Origin of the sequence: Citrobacter amalonaticus Y19, assembly GCF_000981805.1 — a bacterium.
In the GTDB taxonomy this organism is placed as follows: Bacteria; Pseudomonadota; Gammaproteobacteria; order Enterobacterales; family Enterobacteriaceae; genus Citrobacter_A; species Citrobacter_A amalonaticus_C.
In genome coordinates this window covers 5,426,495-5,446,276 of record NZ_CP011132.1, presented here as the reverse complement: position 1 = coordinate 5,446,276, position 19,782 = coordinate 5,426,495, and the positions used below count along the sequence as shown (strand labels likewise).

The window sequence follows — 19,782 nt, the reverse complement described above, 5'->3', positions numbered from 1 at the left end:
ATTACCTCAGCAGAACAGGGGTGATCATAATCACGAGCGTGTTACGACCGCGCGTACCGTTCTGGCCACCGCCCAGGATAAAGTTGTCGGGTGTGAATGTTCCCTGCTTGTTTGCAGAAAGGTTCTGTTGCTCAGATCCGGTTAATACCAGTGTCTGGCCTGAGCGCAGGTTAACTTTACGTGCCAGCCCCTGTGTCGAGGTATTCGGTATATCGTTACGGGTATTCCCGTCCCTACTGATAAATTTCTCTATCTGCGGTGGACTGGTATAGCTAAAAGCGAACTGCAGTTGCACGTCACCGTTTTCCTGGATGAACGGCAGCATGGTCATGAACAAACCGGTGGTGATTGTGGTTACGGTCTGTGAGGAAGTAACCCCGACGTTAGCTGTTGCAGTTGAACTGGAACTTGTCAGAACGCCCTGTTGGTTTGAGAGCTGATAAGCTACCGGCGTCAGATTTGCTGTTGGGTCGGTCTGGTTCAGCGCCATGCTGACGTTGCCCTGCTCGGAAAGCGCTTTAATCAGCAGGCTGGAGCCGGAAAATTTGGCGGCATTGCCTGTTGCCGTGTCGAGAATCGAAATGCCGGCACTGCCTGCTGAAGTCGAAGCATTGGCCATTGAACCGGTCAGAGTGGCGCCAAAATTGTGCAGGGATTTGTATACGAGCCCCCAGTCAAGACCCAGTTGCTCATTACGCGTCTGGTTGACGCTGACAATCTGTATGTTGAGCTGGACCTGCCTGCTTAGAACCTTATTCTGATACTCAATGTAACGACCAATACGATCCAGAACGTCCGGTGTGTCAGTAACACTCAACGTGCCAGTAGCTGCTGAAAGCCAGAAACGACCAGATTTTGGCGTCAGCATCTGCTCGATGGTTTTACGAATGTCGTCGTACAGGTCGCTGTTCATGCCATAATCGGTCTTCTGATTAGAGCTAATGTCTCCGCTCGTCCCCCCCGATGTGCCGCCACCGCTGCCCAGCTGATTGCCAGAGCCGGAGTTAATTGATGCGCTACTGTTTACTTTCGTATTCAGGATAACGAGCTGAAAAGTGCGGGTATCCTGTCGATAAAAATAAACTCCGTTTCCGTCACTGCGCCATGACAGCCCGTACCCGCTGGCTTCGACATCGAGCAGATCACGAACATCTCCCTGGAATTTAAGGCCACGCATGAGCGCCGGTGATGGCTGAACGGAGACGGGCTGAGCTGACGTAGCCCCCATCTGTGCCAGGGGAACCCGACCATTGTCATCCGGCGCCGGCAGTTGACCACTCATCTGAGAAGTTACCACGCTGCCGGTACTCACGTTGCTCAGCGCAGCAAATGCATCTGGTGTGATGGAGACTCGTATACCACATAGCGCAGTGATGCGCTGTCCCAGCTCAGGCAGTGAAATGCCGTCAGGACGATTAATCGTTATCTGACAGGGAGGCAGATTCTTTTCGTCCGGAGTGGAGACCACCGGCGTGACTGGCTGCAGGTTTACCCAGGGCTTATCCATCCAGACAACAGTTGGTTGTGATATGGACTGACGACTCTGCAACACTCGCTGAGCCGTATCGGCCTGCCCAACGGCTTCCTTGTCTATTTTGCTGATTTCATTCAGCGAACATGATGACAGCACAAACGCAGCGGTAAGTACTGTCAGGCAGAAAGGTATACGCGGCATCCGCAGCTCCCTGATTCTGTTAGTTAAGATAAACAATGCTGCCTTCCGTCACACCGGACGGCAGAGACAGGTTCATATCAGTGCCATCCGCCATCCGCAGATGACCGCCGCTTACGGTCAGGGCAAGCGCAGAAGTCACTGAGCGGGCGCGCAACGCGGCATAAACACCGTCTGTTTCAGGTACCCAGATCCACAGGCGACCGTTCTGAATAATGCTTTTGATGCGACTGTCTGGTAACGGCAGCATTCCAGTCAGTGCGGTTGATACGGGGCCATCTGTTATGGACCGCCCGTGACGCCAATTATTTACGACATCAGCAGTCCGAAGCATGTCTGCTGCAAGCTGTTCAGGCTGAGTCTGCTGCAGCGCAAGCCGTACATGCTCTGATGAGTGGTGCTGTGCATCACCGGCTATCAAGATGATGACAAGACAAAGCGCGAAAACTGGCAGCGCATATCCCATATCATTTCCCGTCCTGAATCGGCTTATCGTCCACGAATACCAGGCACTGAAGACGATTTGGTGCTGCATAGAGGGGTTTTTCTGCAGGGCGATATAACCTAAACAGCTGCACGATAATCGACTCGAAATTACCGCGCAGCGTAAATGGTACATCGATGCGGTAGTTCACAGGCGTTGGCCAGATAACTACCCAGGTAGGACTACTGCCACTCTCACAGCGAACCGATGTAGCCCATTGGATCAGAGTCTCTTTTAACGTAGTGCCTGCCTGCGCGGTCCAGGCCTGTCCGTCTGGTAACGAGGAAAGCAATGCTCCCGGAGTGAAAACAGTTTTTCCGCTGACCGGAGCAGTAGGAGAGATGACAGTGGACGGTGGATTACTGTTCTGAACCGTTCCACCTGGTTTCACTGCACCAGATGGAGTTAAAGGCACACCAAGTGCAGCTTTATTCAGAGGTGTTGACGCAACTGACAATGCTGACGGCGCAGGCGCAGGAGCCAACTCTGTTGATGGTTTTACCTTGCCAGATGTTAACTTAGCTGCGGGACCTGCCTGTGTTTTCTGCACCGGAACCGTAGATTTTTCCCCAGGCTCGCTGGCAGAGAACGGGTTACGAGGTGTTTTTGCTGTCGTTGCAACAGATAAAGGGGAAACAGCTTGAGAGGTAACTTTTGGTGTCCCTGGTGACAAAATGGAACTTTCTGGCCGAGCCGGAGGCAACGGATAGCTATTATTTCCAGTACCAGAAAGTCCCTTAGAACTGTTAAGTAGTGTGCCTGTAGAAGCAGATTTCCCTGTTCCATGACTTGCTACACTCGCCTGCAAGGGACCTGTTGTTGAGAGGGCAAGATGTCGATATTCATCACGCAGAACAAAACAAATTTCTCGATTCAGGTCATCTACGCGCATACGCCAGGCAGGCCCGGCGAGGATTTGTAAAGCATCTCCAAGCTTCACAGGTCCTATTGAACGCTGCACAGCCGGTAATGGTTTAACGAACAATTCAGAGAATACACCCGGTTCGCCTGAACACAGTGAATAACCTGATTCAAGCATCACGTATCGCATACCTTCCCCAATGGTATTCACCATCTGCAAAGGCATCCTGATATCGATAATCTGATTCAGTGGGTCACGCTGAGCATCTACAGGTCGCGTACTCGCAAGTATGTAACGATCGTATCGAACAACTTCAGGGGAACGGTTTTGATAAAGATCCTGAACACGGGGAGAGCCCTGAAGCCTGCTCATGGGTTCAGAGCGAGAACTAAAGTCTGTGCAGCCAGCGGCAAGCAGACAAAGCGTGATGGCCCCAAGCCGATAACGTGTCTGCAGGTTTATTTTTACCATCAGGAATCCCCAGGAGTTGTCCGAAACAAGTCGGATATTCTGGCGGGGATGCCTTTTCGGACAATGCAAAACTATTACTGCGAACTGAAGAAAATTTCCTCGGTGGGGCAACCGCGAAAGACCAGGATATCCAGTTTCAAGGGTTATCACCGTATTCGGGCGCAGGGAAAGGAGCTACACGAGACCGATTTATCCAGCCAGTTGGCAATACCTTAAAAAGAAAAGCGCCGGAAAATCCGGCGCCTTAGTCTGCGACTTTATGATTATCAGGCTACGCGATGTGGAACATGGGTCACGTCACCACGGCCAGCGAGCAAGCCATCGACTGAGATATCCTCATCGAGATTATCCCAGTGAATACCACGTTTACTCAGTTCATAGTCATTACGTTCTTTGTCTGTGGCATTCAGCAGACGAGGAAACCAGGCGATTGGTACGCCCATCACCCTGCCATCGTTTAATTCGACCCACATGGTGGTCTCATCAAATCGTACATTTTTAGCTGAAATAGTCATTCCAGGCCTCCACAAACATCGTCTGGTTATGTTGAACCATCTTAGTCAACTCTTTAAGAGTCCGGGCATCGAAGCCATCGTTCCTGCTCAGTTTAACTTCATTTTCAAGCCAGAATTTCGCTTCACCATCAGCGTTACGGACATGAATATGAGCGGGTTCTAGAGGATTTCCCTCGTTCGAGTAAAAGAAAAATTTGAATCCGTTAATTCTCAGTATAACTGGCATTAAAAAAGTACCCCGCTCCTGCCATGATTATCTTGAATAAAAAAGCGCCAGTCAAACTGGCGCCTCTGTAAAATCCAATCAGGAAATGGCGTAGATCGCTTTTCGGCAGATCCCATAACCATGCCCCAGAAACGGTATGTCATCATCAAAATCCATCGGAGGTTCATTAGCAGGATTGTGTGGCGCAGCTGACTGCTGAGGCTGAGGCTGCTGAGGCTGCCCCCAACCTCCTTGCGCCGACCCAGGCTGCTGAGCATTACCGGTACCTGCTGGAGCATTACGACTACCCAGCATCTGCATCGTACCGTTCACACCAACCACAACTTCTGTTGTCCAGCGTTCAACCCCGCCGTTATCAGTCCATTTGCGGGTCCGCAGATGGCCTTCAATGTATACCTGTGAACCTTTTTTCAGATATTCACCGGCTATTTCGGCGAGTTTGCCAAACAACACAACGCGATGCCACTCAGTGTTTTCCTTCATTTCACCGCTTTGTTTATCACGCCATGACTCCGACGTTGCAATACTGAACCCTGTAACAGCTGTGCTATTGGGCATATAACGTACTTCGGGGTCCTGACCGAGATGGCCAACGAGAATAACTTTGTTAATTCCGCGACTTGCCATGATGTAATCTCCTGTACCTAATCATATTCACGCTGCGTCCATTCCCCTTTTTCAAGAGCAATATCGGCCTGCAGACTGGTTTTGTAGTATTCGACTGACTCACGGGACACGGGTCCCATTTCGTTCGCGGTTCCGATATAAAAACCGCGCTGACTGGACAGAACCTGGATCTGTAATTGATACCCAGCTTCTGAAGCCAGTAAACCGAATGGATTTCCCATGCGAGAGCTCCGTTACGTTATCGAGAGAGGTAAATCTCCCGAAAGAGATTTACCGGATGTAAGAAAAAAGAATTAAAACGAGTTCGGATCGTAGTCTTTAGGAGCCGCAGAACCTTGTTCCGGGGTTTGAGATGCATTTGGCGCTGTGTAAACGACTTCCTGGCCTTTCTTAATGAACTCGACCTTAATCAGGCGAGCCTTCAGAGAAGGTCTGGATTCACCGGAATGTTCACCCGACTGAAGGGTAAACACGTCAGCTTTCAGGCCGCTCAGCACAAACCCCAGCAATACTTTTTCCTCTTCATCCACGGCCTTCTGGCAGCGGTTGATGAGTTTTGTAGCCTCTGGGCCCGCAACAGTGACATCGAAACGAGTGTATGACGCATTGTCGGTAGGACCAGTCAGGGCATTAATGACAGCGCAGGTAAATTCACCGTTTTGGCCCTGTACACGACGAATCGAGCTCAGGTAGCCGATACCGCTTACGTTAAGATTGAAATACTCTTTTTTCTGGCTGGCAGAGGAAGAGGTGGTGGAAGAAGATGCAGTTGTAGTAGCAGTCATGATGTTATCTCCGGAGTAAAAACTAAACTGGTAGCGGAGAAACATCTATCCCTTGCGGGATAACGTTTCCCGCAGGGAAGTCAGCAAATTATTGCCGACTGGCTGTATTTGTGAAATGGACCTCAACTCGCCAGGAGTACCTGTTCTCAGAGGTTAAACAGGTTTACCACCCGAAGGCGCCACTCTCAGGTTTTATGTGGCATTGGCATGTGATTACCCGAAGGCGCCCTTCTCAAATCACCAGGGCATTGGCAGTTGTCGATGACAACGATTAGCCTCTTTATCATTTATTCAGACGCAGCAGATGTCAACGCCGGTGTGCGTAAAAAATCATCAATGCCAAAAAATAAAAAAAGCGGCACCTTTCGGCACCGCCTGTGAGGTCTGCACCATTAGACCTGATGTTGACCTGCTTACGCAGTTGCTCCGGGGGTGTGTTCAGGACCCGGCACGGTTTCACGGAGTTTTGTGCCTTTTTGACTCACGTTCAGGTGTGGACGCGGCCAACAAGACTGTATCCTGCAAGCACTGCATTTGATGCTCACAGGACCCGCAGTCACGAGGTGCGGCTTCAGAGCCGTCGCAACAATAGCAAAGGCATCCTGTCCCCGCAATGAGAGACAAGGAATTAATTATTCTTTGGTTTTACAGCCTTAGAGCTACGCGCGCTTTTACGTTTCTGGGTGTCGTTGTTGATGATTCCTTTGCAATCAGGATAACGAGTACACCCCCAAAACTCTCCTTTCTGTCCTTTTTTTAGGCGAGTTTTCCCCCCACATAAAGGGCACGATGGTGTGGGTGGTATTCTAATGCTCACCCGCTGCTGTCCTCCCATGCTGACAAGGTTACGGGTCCATCCGACCTGTCGCTGCAAAAAATCATTCAGGGTAAGGCGTCCTTCTGCTACTTCATCCAGAGCCTGTTCCCAAAGTGCAGTCATTCCGGGGTCGGTTAACTGCGAGGGCAGAGCATCAATGACATCAGCACCAAGATCAGTCGCGCGAAGCTGCTTACCTTTACGCACAATAAATCTGCGGTTCAGCAGTTGCTCAACGATACCAGCGCGGGTGGCTTCCGTGCCTAATCCGGCGTTGTCCTTCAGTACCTTACGAAGAGCAATATCGGTAACAAACGCTGACGCGTTCATCATAGCGCCGATGAGTGTTGCGAAAGTATAGTGAGCCGGCGGACGAGTCATTTGCTGCACGACCTCTGCACCGTTTACTCCGCAACGGTCACCCTTCCTGAGAGGAGGAAGTTCAATACTGAGATCATCATCCCCTGCACTATCCTCTTCCTCCTTACTGAACAGGACCTTCCAGCCCATTACAATCTCCGTCCTTCCTGTTGTGCGGAACAGTTGCCCGCCAATGTCAAACTGCAGACGAGTAATATCAGATTCGTGCAGGGGAAGAAATTGTGCCAGATAATTTCGGCGGATAAGGGTGTATACCCTTCGCTCTGCCTCACTTAACGCAGAAAACTTAAACGCGTTTCGGGTAGGGATAATGCCATGGTGAGCTGTGATTTTTTTGTCGTTCCATATACGCGAAACAAACGAAGTATTTAGACCTGAAAGAAGAGAACTACACTCTGGATCAGACAGACCAATAGCGGAAAGAACCGAGGGGATTTCCTCACGCATAGACTCAGGAAGGTATCCACAATCAGTTCGTGGATAAGTGGTTGCCTTGTGTTTCTCATAGAGGCTCTGTGCAGTGTCAAGCACCTGCTGGGGTGACATATCCCAGAGCAGGCCACAGGCCTGTTGTAAAGTGCCGAGCGAAAAAGCCAGCGGCGCTGCCGCTTTTTCACGCTTCGTCTCACATTCTGTTACGGTCGCTGCTCCAGCCTGCCGGCAAAGATGCGCTACCTGCTGCGCTATATTTTGGTGTACACAGCGTTTTTCTTCGTCGGTATAAACCTTTGCAGGTACCCATTGCGCCGGAAAAGTTCTCCCTCCCGCACTCAGAAGCGCCTTAACCTGCCAGAAAGGTTTTGGGACGAATGTCGCTATCTCCCGATCACGCCGGACAACCAGTGCCAGGGTGGGAGTCTGCACCCGCCCGACAGAAATCACACAGTCGAATCCTGACTGTACTGCAAGCAGTGTATACAGACGGGACAGATTCATTCCAATGAGCCAGTCGGCACGAGCGCGACCAAGTCCCGCATGATACATTCCAAGAGTTTCGGCACCCGGTCGCAGATCCTGGAGAGCTGCACGGATGCTCATTTCATCAAGGGCAGAAAGCCAAAGCCGCTGTACAGGACCGTCCCAGCGGCAGTATTCCAGCAATTCACGGGCAATTACTTCTCCTTCCCGGTCCGCATCAGTGGAGATAACCACATCATCGACCTGGCGCAGCAGCCGCTCAATAACCTTGAACTGAGACTGCGTCTCCTTTTTTACCACCACCTGCCATGGGGAAGGCAGGATCGGCAGAGCAGAGAGCGACCATGGTTTGCCATACTGTTGACCGTATGCTTCAGGCGGTGCGGTCTCCAGCAAATGCCCTACTGCCCAGGTAACAGTGACGCCAGGGCCAGTTAGAAAACCGTCGCCACGTCGGGTGGCACCCAAAACATTCGCAAGATCTCGCCCCTGTGATGGCTTTTCGCAGATAAACAACCGCATGGTGGTTCCCCGGTCAGGCAGCCCGATATCGCATACGAAGCAGGTTTACGCTCGATTCATTAACCGGCGGTGAGAAAGCTGAGCGCTTTTCACCAAGAAGAACAGACAAATCTGGCTCTCCCGCCACCTCGCATGCTTGTTTCCATGTTTCGTTGTTTTCCACAGCATCAAACCGGGTAGCATCAATACGGCGATAAGATAAAACAGAGCCATAGATCTGACGAATTAATCTGCCACCTTCGCTAAGATGATGATCACGGCGAGAACGTGTAATTAATCCATAATGCGATGCTTGTAGTGCCTTTTTCGCAAACTGATCGAATCCTACTAACAGAAACACACACCTGTAACCCAGAGGGGTTCGTGTAAATACCTGGATATCGAGTGGCTCAACAGATGCAACTTCTGTCAATGTAATACCAGGCGGCAACATTGACATCTCAGCATCAAGTTGCTGTATCAAAGCAGTCATAGAATCTGATGCAACCTTGATCTTTTCTTCCAGGTTAAACATAGCAACATCAGCCCATGGATTATTTCGCAGGGAATCCTGGTTAATCAGAGTCGCACGGTGGAAAAACTGAGGCATACCGATAATTCCATGCCTTGCAGGCTTTTCACCGTCCTGTTTTTCAGGCTGACGCCCCTGCCATAGCCCGATTGCGTAATTCGTATGCAGTGCGATCGTCATTTCAGACTGCAGCGCACCAGTTCTTTTCTCATTTTTTTCTGCCATCGTTGTCACCTGTGCTCAGTTAAGATGAGCAGGCATAGTCCTGAAACACCGGTATCTCCAACAACGCGAAACTCATAATTCCAAGAACGAAATTGTAAGTTGGTTAAAATTTGTACTTGCTGCGCCCCGCAGCAAGCTCGTTTTTTAACCAACAGCAATACTTTCCCGCAAGACCCCAACCACAACACATCGAAACCTGATTCTTTTTTGTACTTGTTGCGCCCCGCAACAAGGTCATTTTTTAACCACTATTGCGCCCAGTAGTTCTGCTCATTTTTTGTACTTGCTGCGCCCCGCAGCAAGCTCACTTTTTAATCAAAAACAGATTTTTGATGCCATAATCATTTCTGGACCTGTTGCCGAATAGCCGCAATCATAGCCCTTACCTGCCCCTGAGACGGGCGTTTCGCAGGTTGAACAGGGACGTTGGCTGTGGGTACAGTACGTGATTCAACCGGGTGGGAAATTGTTCCACCAGAACTGGCAGTCGCCGTATCCTCTGAAATTTTCAGCTCACCACTTCGCGCCCTGCGAAGCATAGAGAACATCCAGCCCACCGGATTGTTGAGCCTTCCAAGGGCCTGTTGCTCACGCAGCATGTCAGCAAGGGCCTTTGCCATTGTCTCCGGAAGCGAAGCCATCTGCGTACTCAGCATCTGCCTGTCTTCACTGTTCAGAGCGTTCAGAAAATCATCTGGCAGGAATTGCTCACCACACGGTACGTACGTTTTTTTATTCACACTGTGTGTGAAAGAACGTACGTTACAGTCCGAATTTCGGACTCCGGCGTAAGTCCTTGATTTTTTACTGAGTCCATTTTCCGGATTCTGTGAATTATCAGGTTTAAGGGAACTGAGTCCGTTTTCCGGACTCAGTGAATTCGGGCTGTTTTTTATGCGTTTTTTACTGAGTCCTGATTTCGGACTCGGTTGCACAGCCTGTCGCTGACGAGCCATTTGTTCTGGTGTGGCAGGTGCACTTAGCCGGCTCTCAATAATGGCCAAGCGGCTGTGACGGTGGCGCATTCCCGGATCATGAAGGATGTCATTGACTACAGCCAGCGCCGTCATACGGACGGCTTTATTCCTGCTCAGGCAACTCTCTTCAACAAGGGTCAGCCAGCCCGGATCAAAAGTCTCAGCATCACGGTAGCCCAGCGGCTCATCATGCTGTGCATAGATATTGCCCCGCACACGACCATGGTCGTCGCGAACACGCTTACACAGGCTGAGCCAGCCTGTAAGACGCAGCATCAGCAGAACGCGGCTGACCGTATCTCTGGAGGCCTTCTCTGAATGTGCCGACGCCAGTTGAACCTGGAGCTCATCATAAGTCGGGAAAACAGCACCTTCATTCTGCTGTGCATACAACCGGATCATCACCCAGGCGGTTTTATCCAGTGGCGAAAGACGGGTATCCAGAAACAGCTGTCGGGGAAACGCATCATGTACATTTCCCATAAAAAGAAGCCCGCTGCGCTCCTGACCGACATCACCAGTGTCTGTACGCCGTTCGAGACTACGCTGCATCCTGGACAGTGTATGAGCAACTATGCTGTCTGCCGGAATGGTCATTTTCTGCTCTCCTCTTCAACCTGAGACAGCACAATGCCGGGACAAACCCGGCACTGTACGGTCAGCAGCGGCATTCCGTTACCGCCGTATTTCACGGTTATAGGTCTCATGATCCATAAGCCACCAGTGTTTACCTCCATCCTTACTGAGGATGCGCCAGAACGGCCCAACATCTATCTTGAGATAGCCGTTCATCGTCAACCGACGGAACACCTTCTCACCGCAGCACACTGCGCTGAACAGCCGTTGCGCCCTGCGACGAACCGAGGGGGAAACGTACTGACGTGAAGAAAAGTCGGTCATCTGCATCATGCTTCCTTGCGCTGTTGTGATTCACTCTTGCGGGATGGAGTTGTCTCCCGGCACCACTGGCAGACCCTGCTCCAGACTGCGGTCAGTGACAGGCCATGCTGCTCAGCGGCAAGCATCATCGCTTCCAGAGCCTGATGAGAGTCCGGGGATGATAGCCCGGCAGCCTTCCACTCGATCCATAGTGCCGAATCCTGTGGCTCCGTCAGAGACTGTGTGCGGCCCTGGCGAGACTCTATCCCCATCAGACGACGCCGTGCGCTAACCTCTGATGGAGACAGGCCGAAGTATTTATCAATCAGTTCCATTGAACCGCCAAGCTCAAGCGCCCGGTCTATCATCAGCATTCGTTTCTGCTCATTACGTGCCTGGTTGAGCATCAGCCAAAAATTTTCGTGATTCAGGCTAACATCAAGCACAGAAACGTGTGACTGGCTCAAATAATGCAGCTCATCAAGGCTCAACTGACTCAGTGCGCGTATCTCCTCGAGTGACATTCCCAGCGACTCACAGCGGCGAATATTGCCGTTTTTAACATCCATCAGCAGTGATGAAAGGATGGCCGTGGTGGCCTGTGAAAGGTTGTGCTGGCTCATAGGGCCCCTCCTGATATCATCTGATCGGCAACAAGCAGAACATCAAAAAGCCAGCCCGACAGGCAGGCACTCCATAAAATAATGTTACTCATGTGTACAGCCTCCCGCCGTAATCTGCTGTTGAGCCTGCGCACCAGTCAGGCCTTGATGAACTTCGGTATCCCGCCCCGCGAGCCAGCCCGCTACGCGTGCTGCTCTGTCGCCACGGCATTTACCGGCCACCCTGACGTTTACAGTCCCCAGGGTGTCGCCGGTGTGACGCTGGGCAAGCCAGCGCTGAAGCATGGAATTCTCACATTCTGAAGGCGCGAATGACTGCAGTACCTGCCAGACGCCAGATACCCACCCTTCACGAAACTGATCGGCTCTGCGACGAAGCGTGTTCTTAAGAATACGGCGCTTCCGGTATCCGGCAATCTGACCGTCAGTGTCTGCACGAAGTTGCCGCTGTAAAACGGTATAGATATAGAGCGCAACTTCGGCTCTCCCGCTGAAACCATAAAAGTGCAGAGATCGGCGAACGCTTTTTACACCACTGCAACTAGTGTGAATATGCCAGCCAAACCAGCAACGGCAGCCCGTGGCCATGCATACCACTGTTGCGAGTGAACTTAGCCAGGCTGGCACTTTTTCTGCATTACTGGTCAGGTTCTGACAGACGGATTCCTGGATATCATGAAGAGAAAGCATGTCAGGGGTCAGGCCATGACGCTGCATCAGCCGTTGAGCCAGAGCCACTGCACGGGCCGCCTCGTGTGGATTACTGTTCCGGGTACCCAGCGCCATCAGTCGCCGGATACGTGCAATCACTTTTGTAGTTTCAGACATGGTGTAGCCCCCTGCAGCCGGCAGCACGGTGAACATCCTGCTTCTCCTTCACATCCTGACAAGCAGCACACAACTCTACGCCCGGCACTGCCAACTGACGGGCAGCGGGAATGTCCGCGCCGCAGCACTCACAAATTTCTTTTGACGGGCGTAACGAGTGCACTTTTGCCCTGATAGCATCGATGCCGCGCTGGGTGAAAATAGCGGTACTGGCCTGAGCCATTTCATCATTCAGGTCCTCAGACATTTTCCCCTCCCTTCACAGCCAGACGCTGCAGCTCACGCAGACGCCGTATAACGCGGATAAGGCGCATTGTTTTTACAACAGTGACATCATCGAAAACGGCAGTATCTGCAGGTTCCTGAGAGCCAAAAAAATTCAGGCAGAACATGAACATATTGAACTGTTTGTTAGGCAGTGAACCTGATAGCCCGGCGAGGAAAAGAGTAAACTCGCTGGCGTTCTCTGAAATGGAGAAACCAGCTGAATGATGGTCTTTATCCTCCCGAACACAGTCCGCGCAGCCCATCGCTTCGGCAATTTCGAAAGTAAGCCGATAAGCCATATCCTGCAGGTGCTCGATGTCGTCCTGTAATGCGGAGATGTGCCAGATATCATTGACCGGTTCCAACCCGGTTGCGGCGAAGGCCACTGAGCTAACTGAAGGTGTGGAAGTTTCATCCTGTTCGCCAAAAGCAGAAACGAGCGCGTTGGCATTAACATCTGACTTAAATTGCCACTCTCCATCGTTATCAGGATTCTCTGTCTGACCGGTAATCACAGGATTTCCGCCAAACAGGTCATTCTGAACTTCACGACGCGGCTCACTTCCAACAGACATACCGCCGGGAAGTGCAGTATTGTCCTGAAGTTCTGGTACAGCTTCCGGACGCCCTGGAGTAGTCAGCGTACCGCTACGCAGACCAGTAACAGGGGGCTGGGATGAAGTATCTGCTGGCAGAGTCGTAACTGGTGGTGTTGTGCGTTCCCGACCACCTGACTGTTCAGACGCGGGTGTAGGTGCTGGCAGTGGAGGCGGCTCGCCAAACTGTTCCCTGCGTTTTTGCTCACGAGGATCAAGTTCAATTAACCAGCGGTCATAATTCAGGCTTGGATGGGGAAGAGCCTTAACCAGTTGACCGATAAACTCATCCCTAAAAATATCAAGGGCATAGCTTTCAGGTTCATCAAAACACCGGCAAACTGCACCAAACACATCATCAAGAGAACATTCTGGGTTTACGTCACCGCTGAAAGATTTCCAGACCTTCATAGCTGAAGAACGAAGGCTCAGGAGTGGTGTTGCCTGACCACGGCTCATGCCACTCTCAAGCAACTGGGGCATATGTGGATACAGGTAATTAAGCGTATCTTCCATCCGGCTTACGCTGGAGTTATCAATAGGATAACCTTCCTTACCCAACAGATCCGAAAGTTCTCGTAAGGTAACACTCCGGCCCAGTTGCTCTTCATAAATTACACGCGCTTTATGAACACCGAATGCCTTTTCTATATAGGTAAGATCCCCCCTGACCTCATTCTCAGCCAGGTGACCAACCAGACATTTTAGACGTCCAGGCCAGGGTTTGAAGATCGTGTGAACGCGATAAAAACGTTCATCACCAGTCTCCTGCCAGAGATCGCAGAGTATCTGATACCGGGTATTTCCCCCGTCACTAAAGATATAAACATCATCACCATCCGGATCACGGGTCACTTTTGGAATCGAATCCAATCCTCGTGCACGGACGGAAGCTTTAATTTCCTCAAAACGAGGATTGCGTCCTTTGCGCGGGTTATCCGGATTCGGGCGAAGCTGGTCAAGGGTAAGAACCATTGCCATTTCGTTTACTGGCTGGGTAACGGTGGGAGTATTATTATCAGCAGCCTGAGCCGGTGATTTTCCACGCTGCAACATGGCGTCGCCAAGGTTAAGACTACGGACGTTGCTCATGCAAACCTCCCGGTATGACCAGGGTTAGCAGAAAAACGCGTATAACGGCCTTCGTATTGCAGTCGGATCGTACCAATCGGTCCCTGACGCTGTTTGCTGACAATAATTTCAGCACCCCCCTTGTCTTCAGTGTTTTCGTGATAGACCTCATCACGATAGATAAAGACAATTACATCAGCATCCTGTTCCAGGGCACCGGAATCACGAAGATCGCCATTGTTCGGCCGTTTATCAGCACGACTCTCTAGTTGACGATTCAACTGCGAAAGGGCAACAACCGGACAACCCATTTCTTTCGCCAGCGCTTTGAGTGACCGCGAGATTTCAGCAATTTCCTGTGTGCGGTTCTCCTGATCCGGACAACGCATCAGTTGCAGGTAATCAAGACCGATGACTGAAGGGTGACCATAACGGCGGGCGTTACGACGGGCGCGAATTCTGAGCATGGCGGGGGTCAATGAGCCAGTGTCATCTATGATGAGGCGGTCTTTAAGGTCACCCATCAATAGTGAAGACGCGTTTGAAACACGCGCCCAGTCCTCATCATCCATCTGGCCATTTTTTAAATGTGTTAAATCTACACTGCCAAGTGAAGCGACCATACGCATGAGGATCTGCTCGGTGGGCTGCTCAAGGCTGTAAAACTGCGCATGTGTATCGGCTTTTTTCAGAAGTGAATTCAAAATCAGGCTGATCAGAAAGGCAGTTTTCCCCATTGAAGGCCTTGCTGCTATAAGTATCAGATCAGCTGCCTGCAGCCCGCTGGTCATGGCATCAAAATCTTCAAATCCCGTAGGCGTACCAGTAATACCATCGGGCACATTGCAACGACGTTCCAGCTCTGTAAGGAGTTTTTCCATGCCGTCAAGCAGCGTCACGGCCTGCTGTGGTTCTGAACGTTCTGCCAGCCGGGTAATTTTTTGCTCTGCGGTTTCCATCACCGCCCCGATATCAGCACCGGATGCCTTAACAGTTTCGGTTATCTCAGCACCAATGGCGACCAACTGTCGCCCCTGGCTGTACCTGGCAACAATGTCACAGTAAGCGACGATATTGGCCGCACTTGGAGTATTTTTTGAAAGTTCGGCCAGATAGGCGAATCCGCCAAGTTGCTCAAGCGCATCCTTACCACGGTTTTCAATGCTCTCAGCAAGTGTGATCAGGTCAATCGGACGCCCTGCTGCAACCAGACGCGCCATTTCATGAAAGATGACCTGGTGAACCTTGAAATAAAAATCATCGGTATCGAGACGGAGCGCCACTTCATCCCAGCAGTCGTTATCCAGCATCAGGCCACCAATGACGCTCTGCTCAGCATCCTGAGAAAACAGCCCCGAAACATTTCTGCGGTTGTTAGAGGTCATTCCTCGCCCCCCGCATTAGCTAACGCATCAAAATTCGTTTTCCACTCTGGGAAAAGTTCACAAGCCAATTGATACATTGACGTAAACGCTGAGTCGCTTTTACGTCGGGTATTTTTTTCAAGACGATGTACCGGTACGCCCTTAACATGCCCAAGAACATAGACAGTCAGGTCATAGATACATGTCTCCAGCAGGTCGATATGAATTTTGTCTGCATGGGCGCTGTAGCGTTTATCTTCAACGATCGCTTTGACTTCAGCGAGGGTCTCAACAGACAGATTGTCGTATTCCATACAGTTGATGAGCAATTTTGTGACTGGAAGCTGAATGCCAAACGCACAATAAGGCAGCAATTCTTCCATCAGCGCGACTGTTCCGCGCATGAACTCCCTGACATCAGGAAGAATCGGTTTGGCAATACCCACCATGGTTCCGGTGGAGGCCAGGATAATTAACTCAGACATCACTGACCGTGAGCCTTGTGAATCGACAATAATCACGCCATATGAATTAAAAAGGGGATGTGAAAGAGCATTTCGGAGGCGAACTCGCCCATCAGGCGCATTCAGCATTGCAGTTGGGAGAAAATTACGAGGATCGTTGGAAACGATAATGTCCAGATTATTGATCGACGTACGGGAGATCAGATTATCGGGATTTGAGAGATCAACTGTCTGCATCAACAGTTCGTACAAACCACCAGGGGCTTCATATTCAAGCGGGAATATACTGCTGGCCGTTGGCTGAGCATGGTCGCCATCAATCAGAAGTGTTTTGATACCTGCATCGGCCAGAAATCCTGCAAGATTAGCTGACTGAGTAGACTTACCCTCGCCCCCCTTAGTGGAAACAACAGGTATAATACGAGGCTTAACACCCAACGTTGGATAATCGATTGATTGTAAATGCATTTTAGCACCTGAAAATTAATCAGGATGCGATTCAACAAATACCGATCATTCTTCTATGGAATTTAACATTTTGTCACAGGGATTGAAAATCCCCGTGTCCTTGGTTCGATTCCGAGTCCGGGCACCACTTCTTCAGGAAACCCAGCCTTATGGCTGGGTTTTTGCTTTTGTGACTCCGTAGATTTTTGGTTGTTTTGACCGCTGGCGTCATTGACCTGCTTCTTCCATACAGCCTGAGAATTTCTCTCAAGCAGTAAGCAATCTTCTGGACACTGTGGCGTTGTTTGCCAGACTTCAATTTGCCGATCAATACTATTCCCATCATGTGTCATGGCTAGTGGATTCTTTACCACAAGAAGGTCATGCCCTGTATCGTGATACTGGTGCATGGTGTGAACGACGTCGGAGAAGCCTATCAGAATCAGGATACCGGAATTTGCAGAGGGCTAAATACGCGACTGGGGCGGAAGGATTTTCAGCCACATACATGGCAACCGGAACAATTTATGATTTCGGATGTGGAGGGCAAAGTCGCCAATTCTCCAGTTATTCCTTTTTACTGGGGATATAAGCCAGTGGATCATTCGGCATGGGTGGAAGATCAGAAACTATACACCCAAGCGGTTAATAACCTCAAAAATGCTGGAAAGAAAAATGACGCGGATCTCCCCTACGATACTTATCAGGAGTTTAAAGAGGAAAATATTGCTGCGCATGCCGGCGAACATATCGACAATCTGAACAACTGGCTGGATAAGCAACATGCAAATGCAAGAGGCGGTGGCACCTTTGCCAATGCCACCACCAGCATTCCGGATATCTTTGGTCCCGGGGCAAACGGCCTGTCTGTGTGGATGGTTGGAGAAGCATCCCGTTCCTGGCTGAACGGTGGCGACTGGACGCATCCTGTATACAGCAACCCCCATCGTATCTATATTGCGTATGCTGCCCGTCGCCTTGCCGACTTGATTCTAAAAATCCGAAGAGATTCGGGTGCAAAAAATGACACCATCAACATCGTGGCCCACAGTCAGGGAACCATCATCACCATGCTGGCGAACATGTGGGTAAAAGCGGAAAAACAAAATCCCGCAGACTGCGTTATCCTGTGCCATTCCCCCTATTCACTGGAAAATCGCTGGCAGGAAAATGGTCAGCCGGGCAATCAGCAGACAGATGACGCACGGCAACAGACTCTGGCACACTTCTGTAATACGATGAAGAAAAATAAATTACATGATGGCGGCACGTCCCATAATGCTGATTATATTAGCCAGTTGCATGATAACAATTGCCTGACGGATGAAGGACAAACCGCCTGGGTGACGGAAACGTACAACCGTAATAATTTTGGGTTGGTCTACAACTATTTCTGCCCGGAAGATCAAGTGGTATCGATGATGCCGATACAGGGAATGGGCTGGCGTGGTATCCCGGATCCGTTATCCAGGAGCATGGGCGATAATATCCGGCAGCGCGTATTTTGCAAGGATGAAGCGGTCGGGGATAAAACAGGGTATCGCTATATTGCGAAGGATATCCGGAAATTAGACAGGAACAGGGTTCCTGTGCCAGAACCCAAAATAAAGGACCCGGATAAACCCGTTCAGGATGTGATCTATTTATATAATGATGTCATTATTAATGCACCATTACTCCCAACTTCATTTAACTTTACACTTAATGGCCAGGATAATAACTATAGGTCAGCGATAGGCGGTAATGATGTAAATATATCCCGTGCAGCCATGATGGCAGAAGCTTTTGTAGAAGAAGTTATCGACATTCCAAATACGCCTGAATTCCATGCACTGCCACTTTACCAGTTCCTGAATAATGAGCAACTGTCTGAAGTAAGCGCTCTCCATAATATAGTGGCGATTAGCGGCCAGAAGGTAGACGTTTATGATGGGGATTATTATGCCCGACATGAAAAACTGAAAATACAGCGCCGGATGAAGGAAGATGAAATTGAGGCGGCACTGCTGAAAGGAACCACCTACAGTCAGCACTCATCCATTGTCAGCAATGACGACGTACCGGAAAAGGCAATGACCTACGATCTGGCTATCGGGCAGTGTAAGGCGTATGAGCAGACAGAGTTCTGGCGAGATTTATTATTACAGGCGGACTGGCGCCGGCCGGATAATCCAGATACATATACGAGGAGATATTATTCAGAAGGTAAATTGCCTGAAGAGTTCAAGAAAATGATGAATAAACCCGAAACAGGTGAAAAACCGATGCCCACCGGGGAAAATGGCGTGGTCAATGATTATGGCCCACGCAGAGAAACAGACTGGCGTAATGGGGAGTGGGTGTCCGTCACTCAGTGGGTTCAGCCAGATCCCGTACCGCCGGAGCTACTATGAAAATAAGAACGTTTTTACTGGCGTGTGGCTGTTTATGTGCCGGCTGCGACCAGCATGATCCCCGCCCGCGTGAATTACCTAAACAGATAGTTTACCGCTTTGACGATCATCGCTATCTGGAACTGGAAGGCTTTCGCTGTGAAGGCGCACTCTGGTATGTCGATACAAAAAGGGCTATTCGTTCCGAAGTGGTGGCACGGGATACGCCCATTTTCAGGATCTCATTTTTTAAATATGTTCATCCCTCGGAGCGATATATTTCTATTCCGTGGGGCGATTTCTCGGGATTTATCGTTTCCAAAGATTATGGACAAACCTGGGGGGATGGTCGATTCAGTCCTGGAGGAGGAGCCGATCCGCATGCTTATGGCAGTAAAGGTAAACGGATCCCTGCAAGGGAGGATGATTATGGAATGACAGCTATACCAGGTGAAGATACCAGTCCGATACGAAAGGACGTAGTGTCCATGACGGTAGTAAATGACCAGGCATTTATTCTTACCCGCTGGGGCGATCTGTATATCAGTTCAAAACCCTTTGACGATCCTCGGCTTAACCCGGGAGGTGAGGGTATCCCCTATACCTATAAGGACTATAAAGGCATATTACGGCATGACCGTCTGGAGCCGGGAAGTTCAGGTATGGACTGGGGCTGGGAATATACCTCCTGGAATTCAGTAGATGGTCCTGATCGCTGGATAACCGATGCGTATAAGCCCAACTGGCAAAATATCCCTAATAAAATTCCGGAAGTGAAGAATTATACCGGCTGGGATCATATGTATTGTGATATGGATGCAGGATTGCCTGAGAAAGAAAAACAGAAACAGTGATGGACCGGATAATGAATCTCTGAC

At 50.3% G+C, this 19,782-nt stretch carries 20 protein-coding genes; 2 read left to right on the top strand and 18 right to left on the bottom strand.

The features are described 5' to 3' along the window. Position 1: 1 nt before the first annotated feature. The 18 genes from F384_RS25420 to F384_RS25335 form a co-directional block, all read right to left on the bottom strand. The gene (locus F384_RS25420) at positions 2-1,675 is read right to left on the bottom strand and encodes a PilN family type IVB pilus formation outer membrane protein (protein WP_046497099.1); all 1,674 of its coding nucleotides are present in this window, start codon (positions 1,673-1,675) and stop codon (positions 2-4) included. A gap of 19 nt (positions 1,676-1,694) precedes the next feature. Beyond that, on the bottom strand, positions 1,695-2,138 hold the full coding sequence (pilM, locus tag F384_RS25415) for a type IV pilus biogenesis protein PilM (protein WP_046497095.1): 444 nt from the start codon (positions 2,136-2,138) through the stop codon (positions 1,695-1,697). A gap of 1 nt (position 2,139) precedes the next feature. Beyond that, on the bottom strand, positions 2,140-3,489 hold the full coding sequence (locus F384_RS25410; protein ID WP_046497092.1) for a TcpQ domain-containing protein: 1,350 nt from the start codon (positions 3,487-3,489) through the stop codon (positions 2,140-2,142). Between the two features lie 266 nt (positions 3,490-3,755). Further along, positions 3,756-4,004, bottom strand: a complete 249-nt coding sequence (locus tag F384_RS25405) for a DUF2442 domain-containing protein (protein ID WP_000155614.1) — start codon at positions 4,002-4,004, stop codon at positions 3,756-3,758. Beyond that, positions 3,988-4,230 (bottom strand): DUF4160 domain-containing protein, encoded by a 243-nt coding sequence (locus tag F384_RS25400; RefSeq protein ID WP_046497089.1) that lies wholly within the window; start codon positions 4,228-4,230, stop codon positions 3,988-3,990. Before F384_RS25400 ends, F384_RS25405 begins: the two co-directional genes overlap by 17 nt. A 78-nt stretch (positions 4,231-4,308) precedes the next feature. Beyond that, on the bottom strand, positions 4,309-4,857 hold the full coding sequence (locus F384_RS25395; RefSeq protein WP_032676553.1) for a single-stranded DNA-binding protein: 549 nt from the start codon (positions 4,855-4,857) through the stop codon (positions 4,309-4,311). Between the two features lie 17 nt (positions 4,858-4,874). After that, the gene (locus F384_RS25390) at positions 4,875-5,078 is read right to left on the bottom strand and encodes a hypothetical protein (RefSeq protein WP_032676552.1); all 204 of its coding nucleotides are present in this window, start codon (positions 5,076-5,078) and stop codon (positions 4,875-4,877) included. A gap of 72 nt (positions 5,079-5,150) precedes the next feature. Continuing rightward, positions 5,151-5,642, bottom strand: a complete 492-nt coding sequence (locus F384_RS25385; protein WP_032676551.1) for an STY4534 family ICE replication protein — start codon at positions 5,640-5,642, stop codon at positions 5,151-5,153. Between the two features lie 628 nt (positions 5,643-6,270). Then, on the bottom strand, positions 6,271-8,280 hold the full coding sequence (locus F384_RS25380) for a DNA topoisomerase III (protein WP_046497084.1): 2,010 nt from the start codon (positions 8,278-8,280) through the stop codon (positions 6,271-6,273). Between the two features lie 13 nt (positions 8,281-8,293). Continuing rightward, positions 8,294-9,016 (bottom strand): PFL_4669 family integrating conjugative element protein, encoded by a 723-nt coding sequence (locus F384_RS25375; protein WP_046497081.1) that lies wholly within the window; start codon positions 9,014-9,016, stop codon positions 8,294-8,296. Positions 9,017-9,357: 341 nt separating this feature from the next. Next, a complete protein-coding gene (locus tag F384_RS25370; RefSeq protein WP_046497077.1) occupies positions 9,358-10,590 on the bottom strand; it encodes an STY4528 family pathogenicity island replication protein in 1,233 nt (410 codons plus the stop codon). Between the two features lie 78 nt (positions 10,591-10,668). Further along, positions 10,669-10,899 (bottom strand): hypothetical protein, encoded by a 231-nt coding sequence (locus F384_RS25365; protein WP_001178480.1) that lies wholly within the window; start codon positions 10,897-10,899, stop codon positions 10,669-10,671. Continuing rightward, positions 10,899-11,495, bottom strand: coding sequence for a DUF2857 domain-containing protein (locus F384_RS25360; RefSeq protein WP_000077899.1), 597 nt, complete (start codon positions 11,493-11,495; stop codon positions 10,899-10,901). Before F384_RS25360 ends, F384_RS25365 begins: the two co-directional genes overlap by 1 nt. Before the next feature lie 84 nt (positions 11,496-11,579). Next, positions 11,580-12,323 (bottom strand): DUF2786 domain-containing protein, encoded by a 744-nt coding sequence (locus F384_RS25355; protein ID WP_000005470.1) that lies wholly within the window; start codon positions 12,321-12,323, stop codon positions 11,580-11,582. Then, positions 12,316-12,570: a TraR/DksA C4-type zinc finger protein gene (locus F384_RS25350; protein ID WP_046497070.1), complete on the bottom strand. Its 255-nt coding sequence runs from the start codon at positions 12,568-12,570 to the stop codon at positions 12,316-12,318. The genes F384_RS25355 and F384_RS25350 overlap by 8 nt, the downstream gene beginning before the upstream one ends. Beyond that, positions 12,563-14,278 (bottom strand): ParB family protein, encoded by a 1,716-nt coding sequence (locus F384_RS25345; RefSeq protein ID WP_046497064.1) that lies wholly within the window; start codon positions 14,276-14,278, stop codon positions 12,563-12,565. The genes F384_RS25350 and F384_RS25345 overlap by 8 nt, the downstream gene beginning before the upstream one ends. Beyond that, positions 14,275-15,642: an SPI-7-type island replicative DNA helicase gene (gene dnaB-PI, locus F384_RS25340; protein ID WP_046497059.1), complete on the bottom strand. Its 1,368-nt coding sequence runs from the start codon at positions 15,640-15,642 to the stop codon at positions 14,275-14,277. The genes F384_RS25345 and dnaB-PI overlap by 4 nt, the downstream gene beginning before the upstream one ends. Continuing rightward, positions 15,639-16,553, bottom strand: a complete 915-nt coding sequence (locus tag F384_RS25335) for a ParA family protein (protein WP_000550614.1) — start codon at positions 16,551-16,553, stop codon at positions 15,639-15,641. The genes dnaB-PI and F384_RS25335 overlap by 4 nt, the downstream gene beginning before the upstream one ends. Before the next feature lie 392 nt (positions 16,554-16,945). Between F384_RS25335 and F384_RS25330 the strand changes: the two genes are divergently transcribed. Next, positions 16,946-18,925, top strand: coding sequence for a DUF3274 domain-containing protein (locus F384_RS25330; RefSeq protein ID WP_226991619.1), 1,980 nt, complete (start codon positions 16,946-16,948; stop codon positions 18,923-18,925). Next, positions 18,922-19,758 (top strand): hypothetical protein, encoded by an 837-nt coding sequence (locus F384_RS25325; protein WP_046497047.1) that lies wholly within the window; start codon positions 18,922-18,924, stop codon positions 19,756-19,758. Before F384_RS25330 ends, F384_RS25325 begins: the two co-directional genes overlap by 4 nt. Positions 19,759-19,782: the final 24 nt, after the last annotated feature.

What these genes read in the sequence shown, in the direction of transcription:
- pilM (WP_046497095.1), bottom strand. Translation starts at nt 2,138, where the DNA reads ATGGGATATGCGCTGCCAGTTTTCGCGCTTTGTCTTGTCATCATCTTG.
- F384_RS25325 (WP_046497047.1), top strand. Translation starts at nt 18,922, where the DNA reads ATGAAAATAAGAACGTTTTTACTGGCGTGTGGCTGTTTATGTGCCGGC.
- dnaB-PI (WP_046497059.1), bottom strand. Translation starts at nt 15,642, where the DNA reads ATGACCTCTAACAACCGCAGAAATGTTTCGGGGCTGTTTTCTCAGGAT.
- F384_RS25380 (WP_046497084.1), bottom strand. Translation starts at nt 8,280, where the DNA reads ATGCGGTTGTTTATCTGCGAAAAGCCATCACAGGGGCGAGATCTTGCG.
- F384_RS25420 (WP_046497099.1), bottom strand. Translation starts at nt 1,675, where the DNA reads ATGCCGCGTATACCTTTCTGCCTGACAGTACTTACCGCTGCGTTTGTG.
- F384_RS25395 (WP_032676553.1), bottom strand. Translation starts at nt 4,857, where the DNA reads ATGGCAAGTCGCGGAATTAACAAAGTTATTCTCGTTGGCCATCTCGGT.
- F384_RS25355 (WP_000005470.1), bottom strand. Translation starts at nt 12,323, where the DNA reads ATGTCTGAAACTACAAAAGTGATTGCACGTATCCGGCGACTGATGGCG.
- F384_RS25405 (WP_000155614.1), bottom strand. Translation starts at nt 4,004, where the DNA reads ATGACTATTTCAGCTAAAAATGTACGATTTGATGAGACCACCATGTGG.
- F384_RS25350 (WP_046497070.1), bottom strand. Translation starts at nt 12,570, where the DNA reads ATGTCTGAGGACCTGAATGATGAAATGGCTCAGGCCAGTACCGCTATT.
- F384_RS25360 (WP_000077899.1), bottom strand. Translation starts at nt 11,495, where the DNA reads ATGAGCCAGCACAACCTTTCACAGGCCACCACGGCCATCCTTTCATCA.
- F384_RS25375 (WP_046497081.1), bottom strand. Translation starts at nt 9,016, where the DNA reads ATGGCAGAAAAAAATGAGAAAAGAACTGGTGCGCTGCAGTCTGAAATG.
- F384_RS25365 (WP_001178480.1), bottom strand. Translation starts at nt 10,899, where the DNA reads ATGCAGATGACCGACTTTTCTTCACGTCAGTACGTTTCCCCCTCGGTT.
- F384_RS25400 (WP_046497089.1), bottom strand. Translation starts at nt 4,230, where the DNA reads ATGCCAGTTATACTGAGAATTAACGGATTCAAATTTTTCTTTTACTCG.
- F384_RS25410 (WP_046497092.1), bottom strand. Translation starts at nt 3,489, where the DNA reads ATGGTAAAAATAAACCTGCAGACACGTTATCGGCTTGGGGCCATCACG.
- F384_RS25345 (WP_046497064.1), bottom strand. Translation starts at nt 14,278, where the DNA reads ATGAGCAACGTCCGTAGTCTTAACCTTGGCGACGCCATGTTGCAGCGT.
- F384_RS25335 (WP_000550614.1), bottom strand. Translation starts at nt 16,553, where the DNA reads ATGCATTTACAATCAATCGATTATCCAACGTTGGGTGTTAAGCCTCGT.
- F384_RS25390 (WP_032676552.1), bottom strand. Translation starts at nt 5,078, where the DNA reads ATGGGAAATCCATTCGGTTTACTGGCTTCAGAAGCTGGGTATCAATTA.
- F384_RS25385 (WP_032676551.1), bottom strand. Translation starts at nt 5,642, where the DNA reads ATGACTGCTACTACAACTGCATCTTCTTCCACCACCTCTTCCTCTGCC.
- F384_RS25370 (WP_046497077.1), bottom strand. Translation starts at nt 10,590, where the DNA reads ATGACCATTCCGGCAGACAGCATAGTTGCTCATACACTGTCCAGGATG.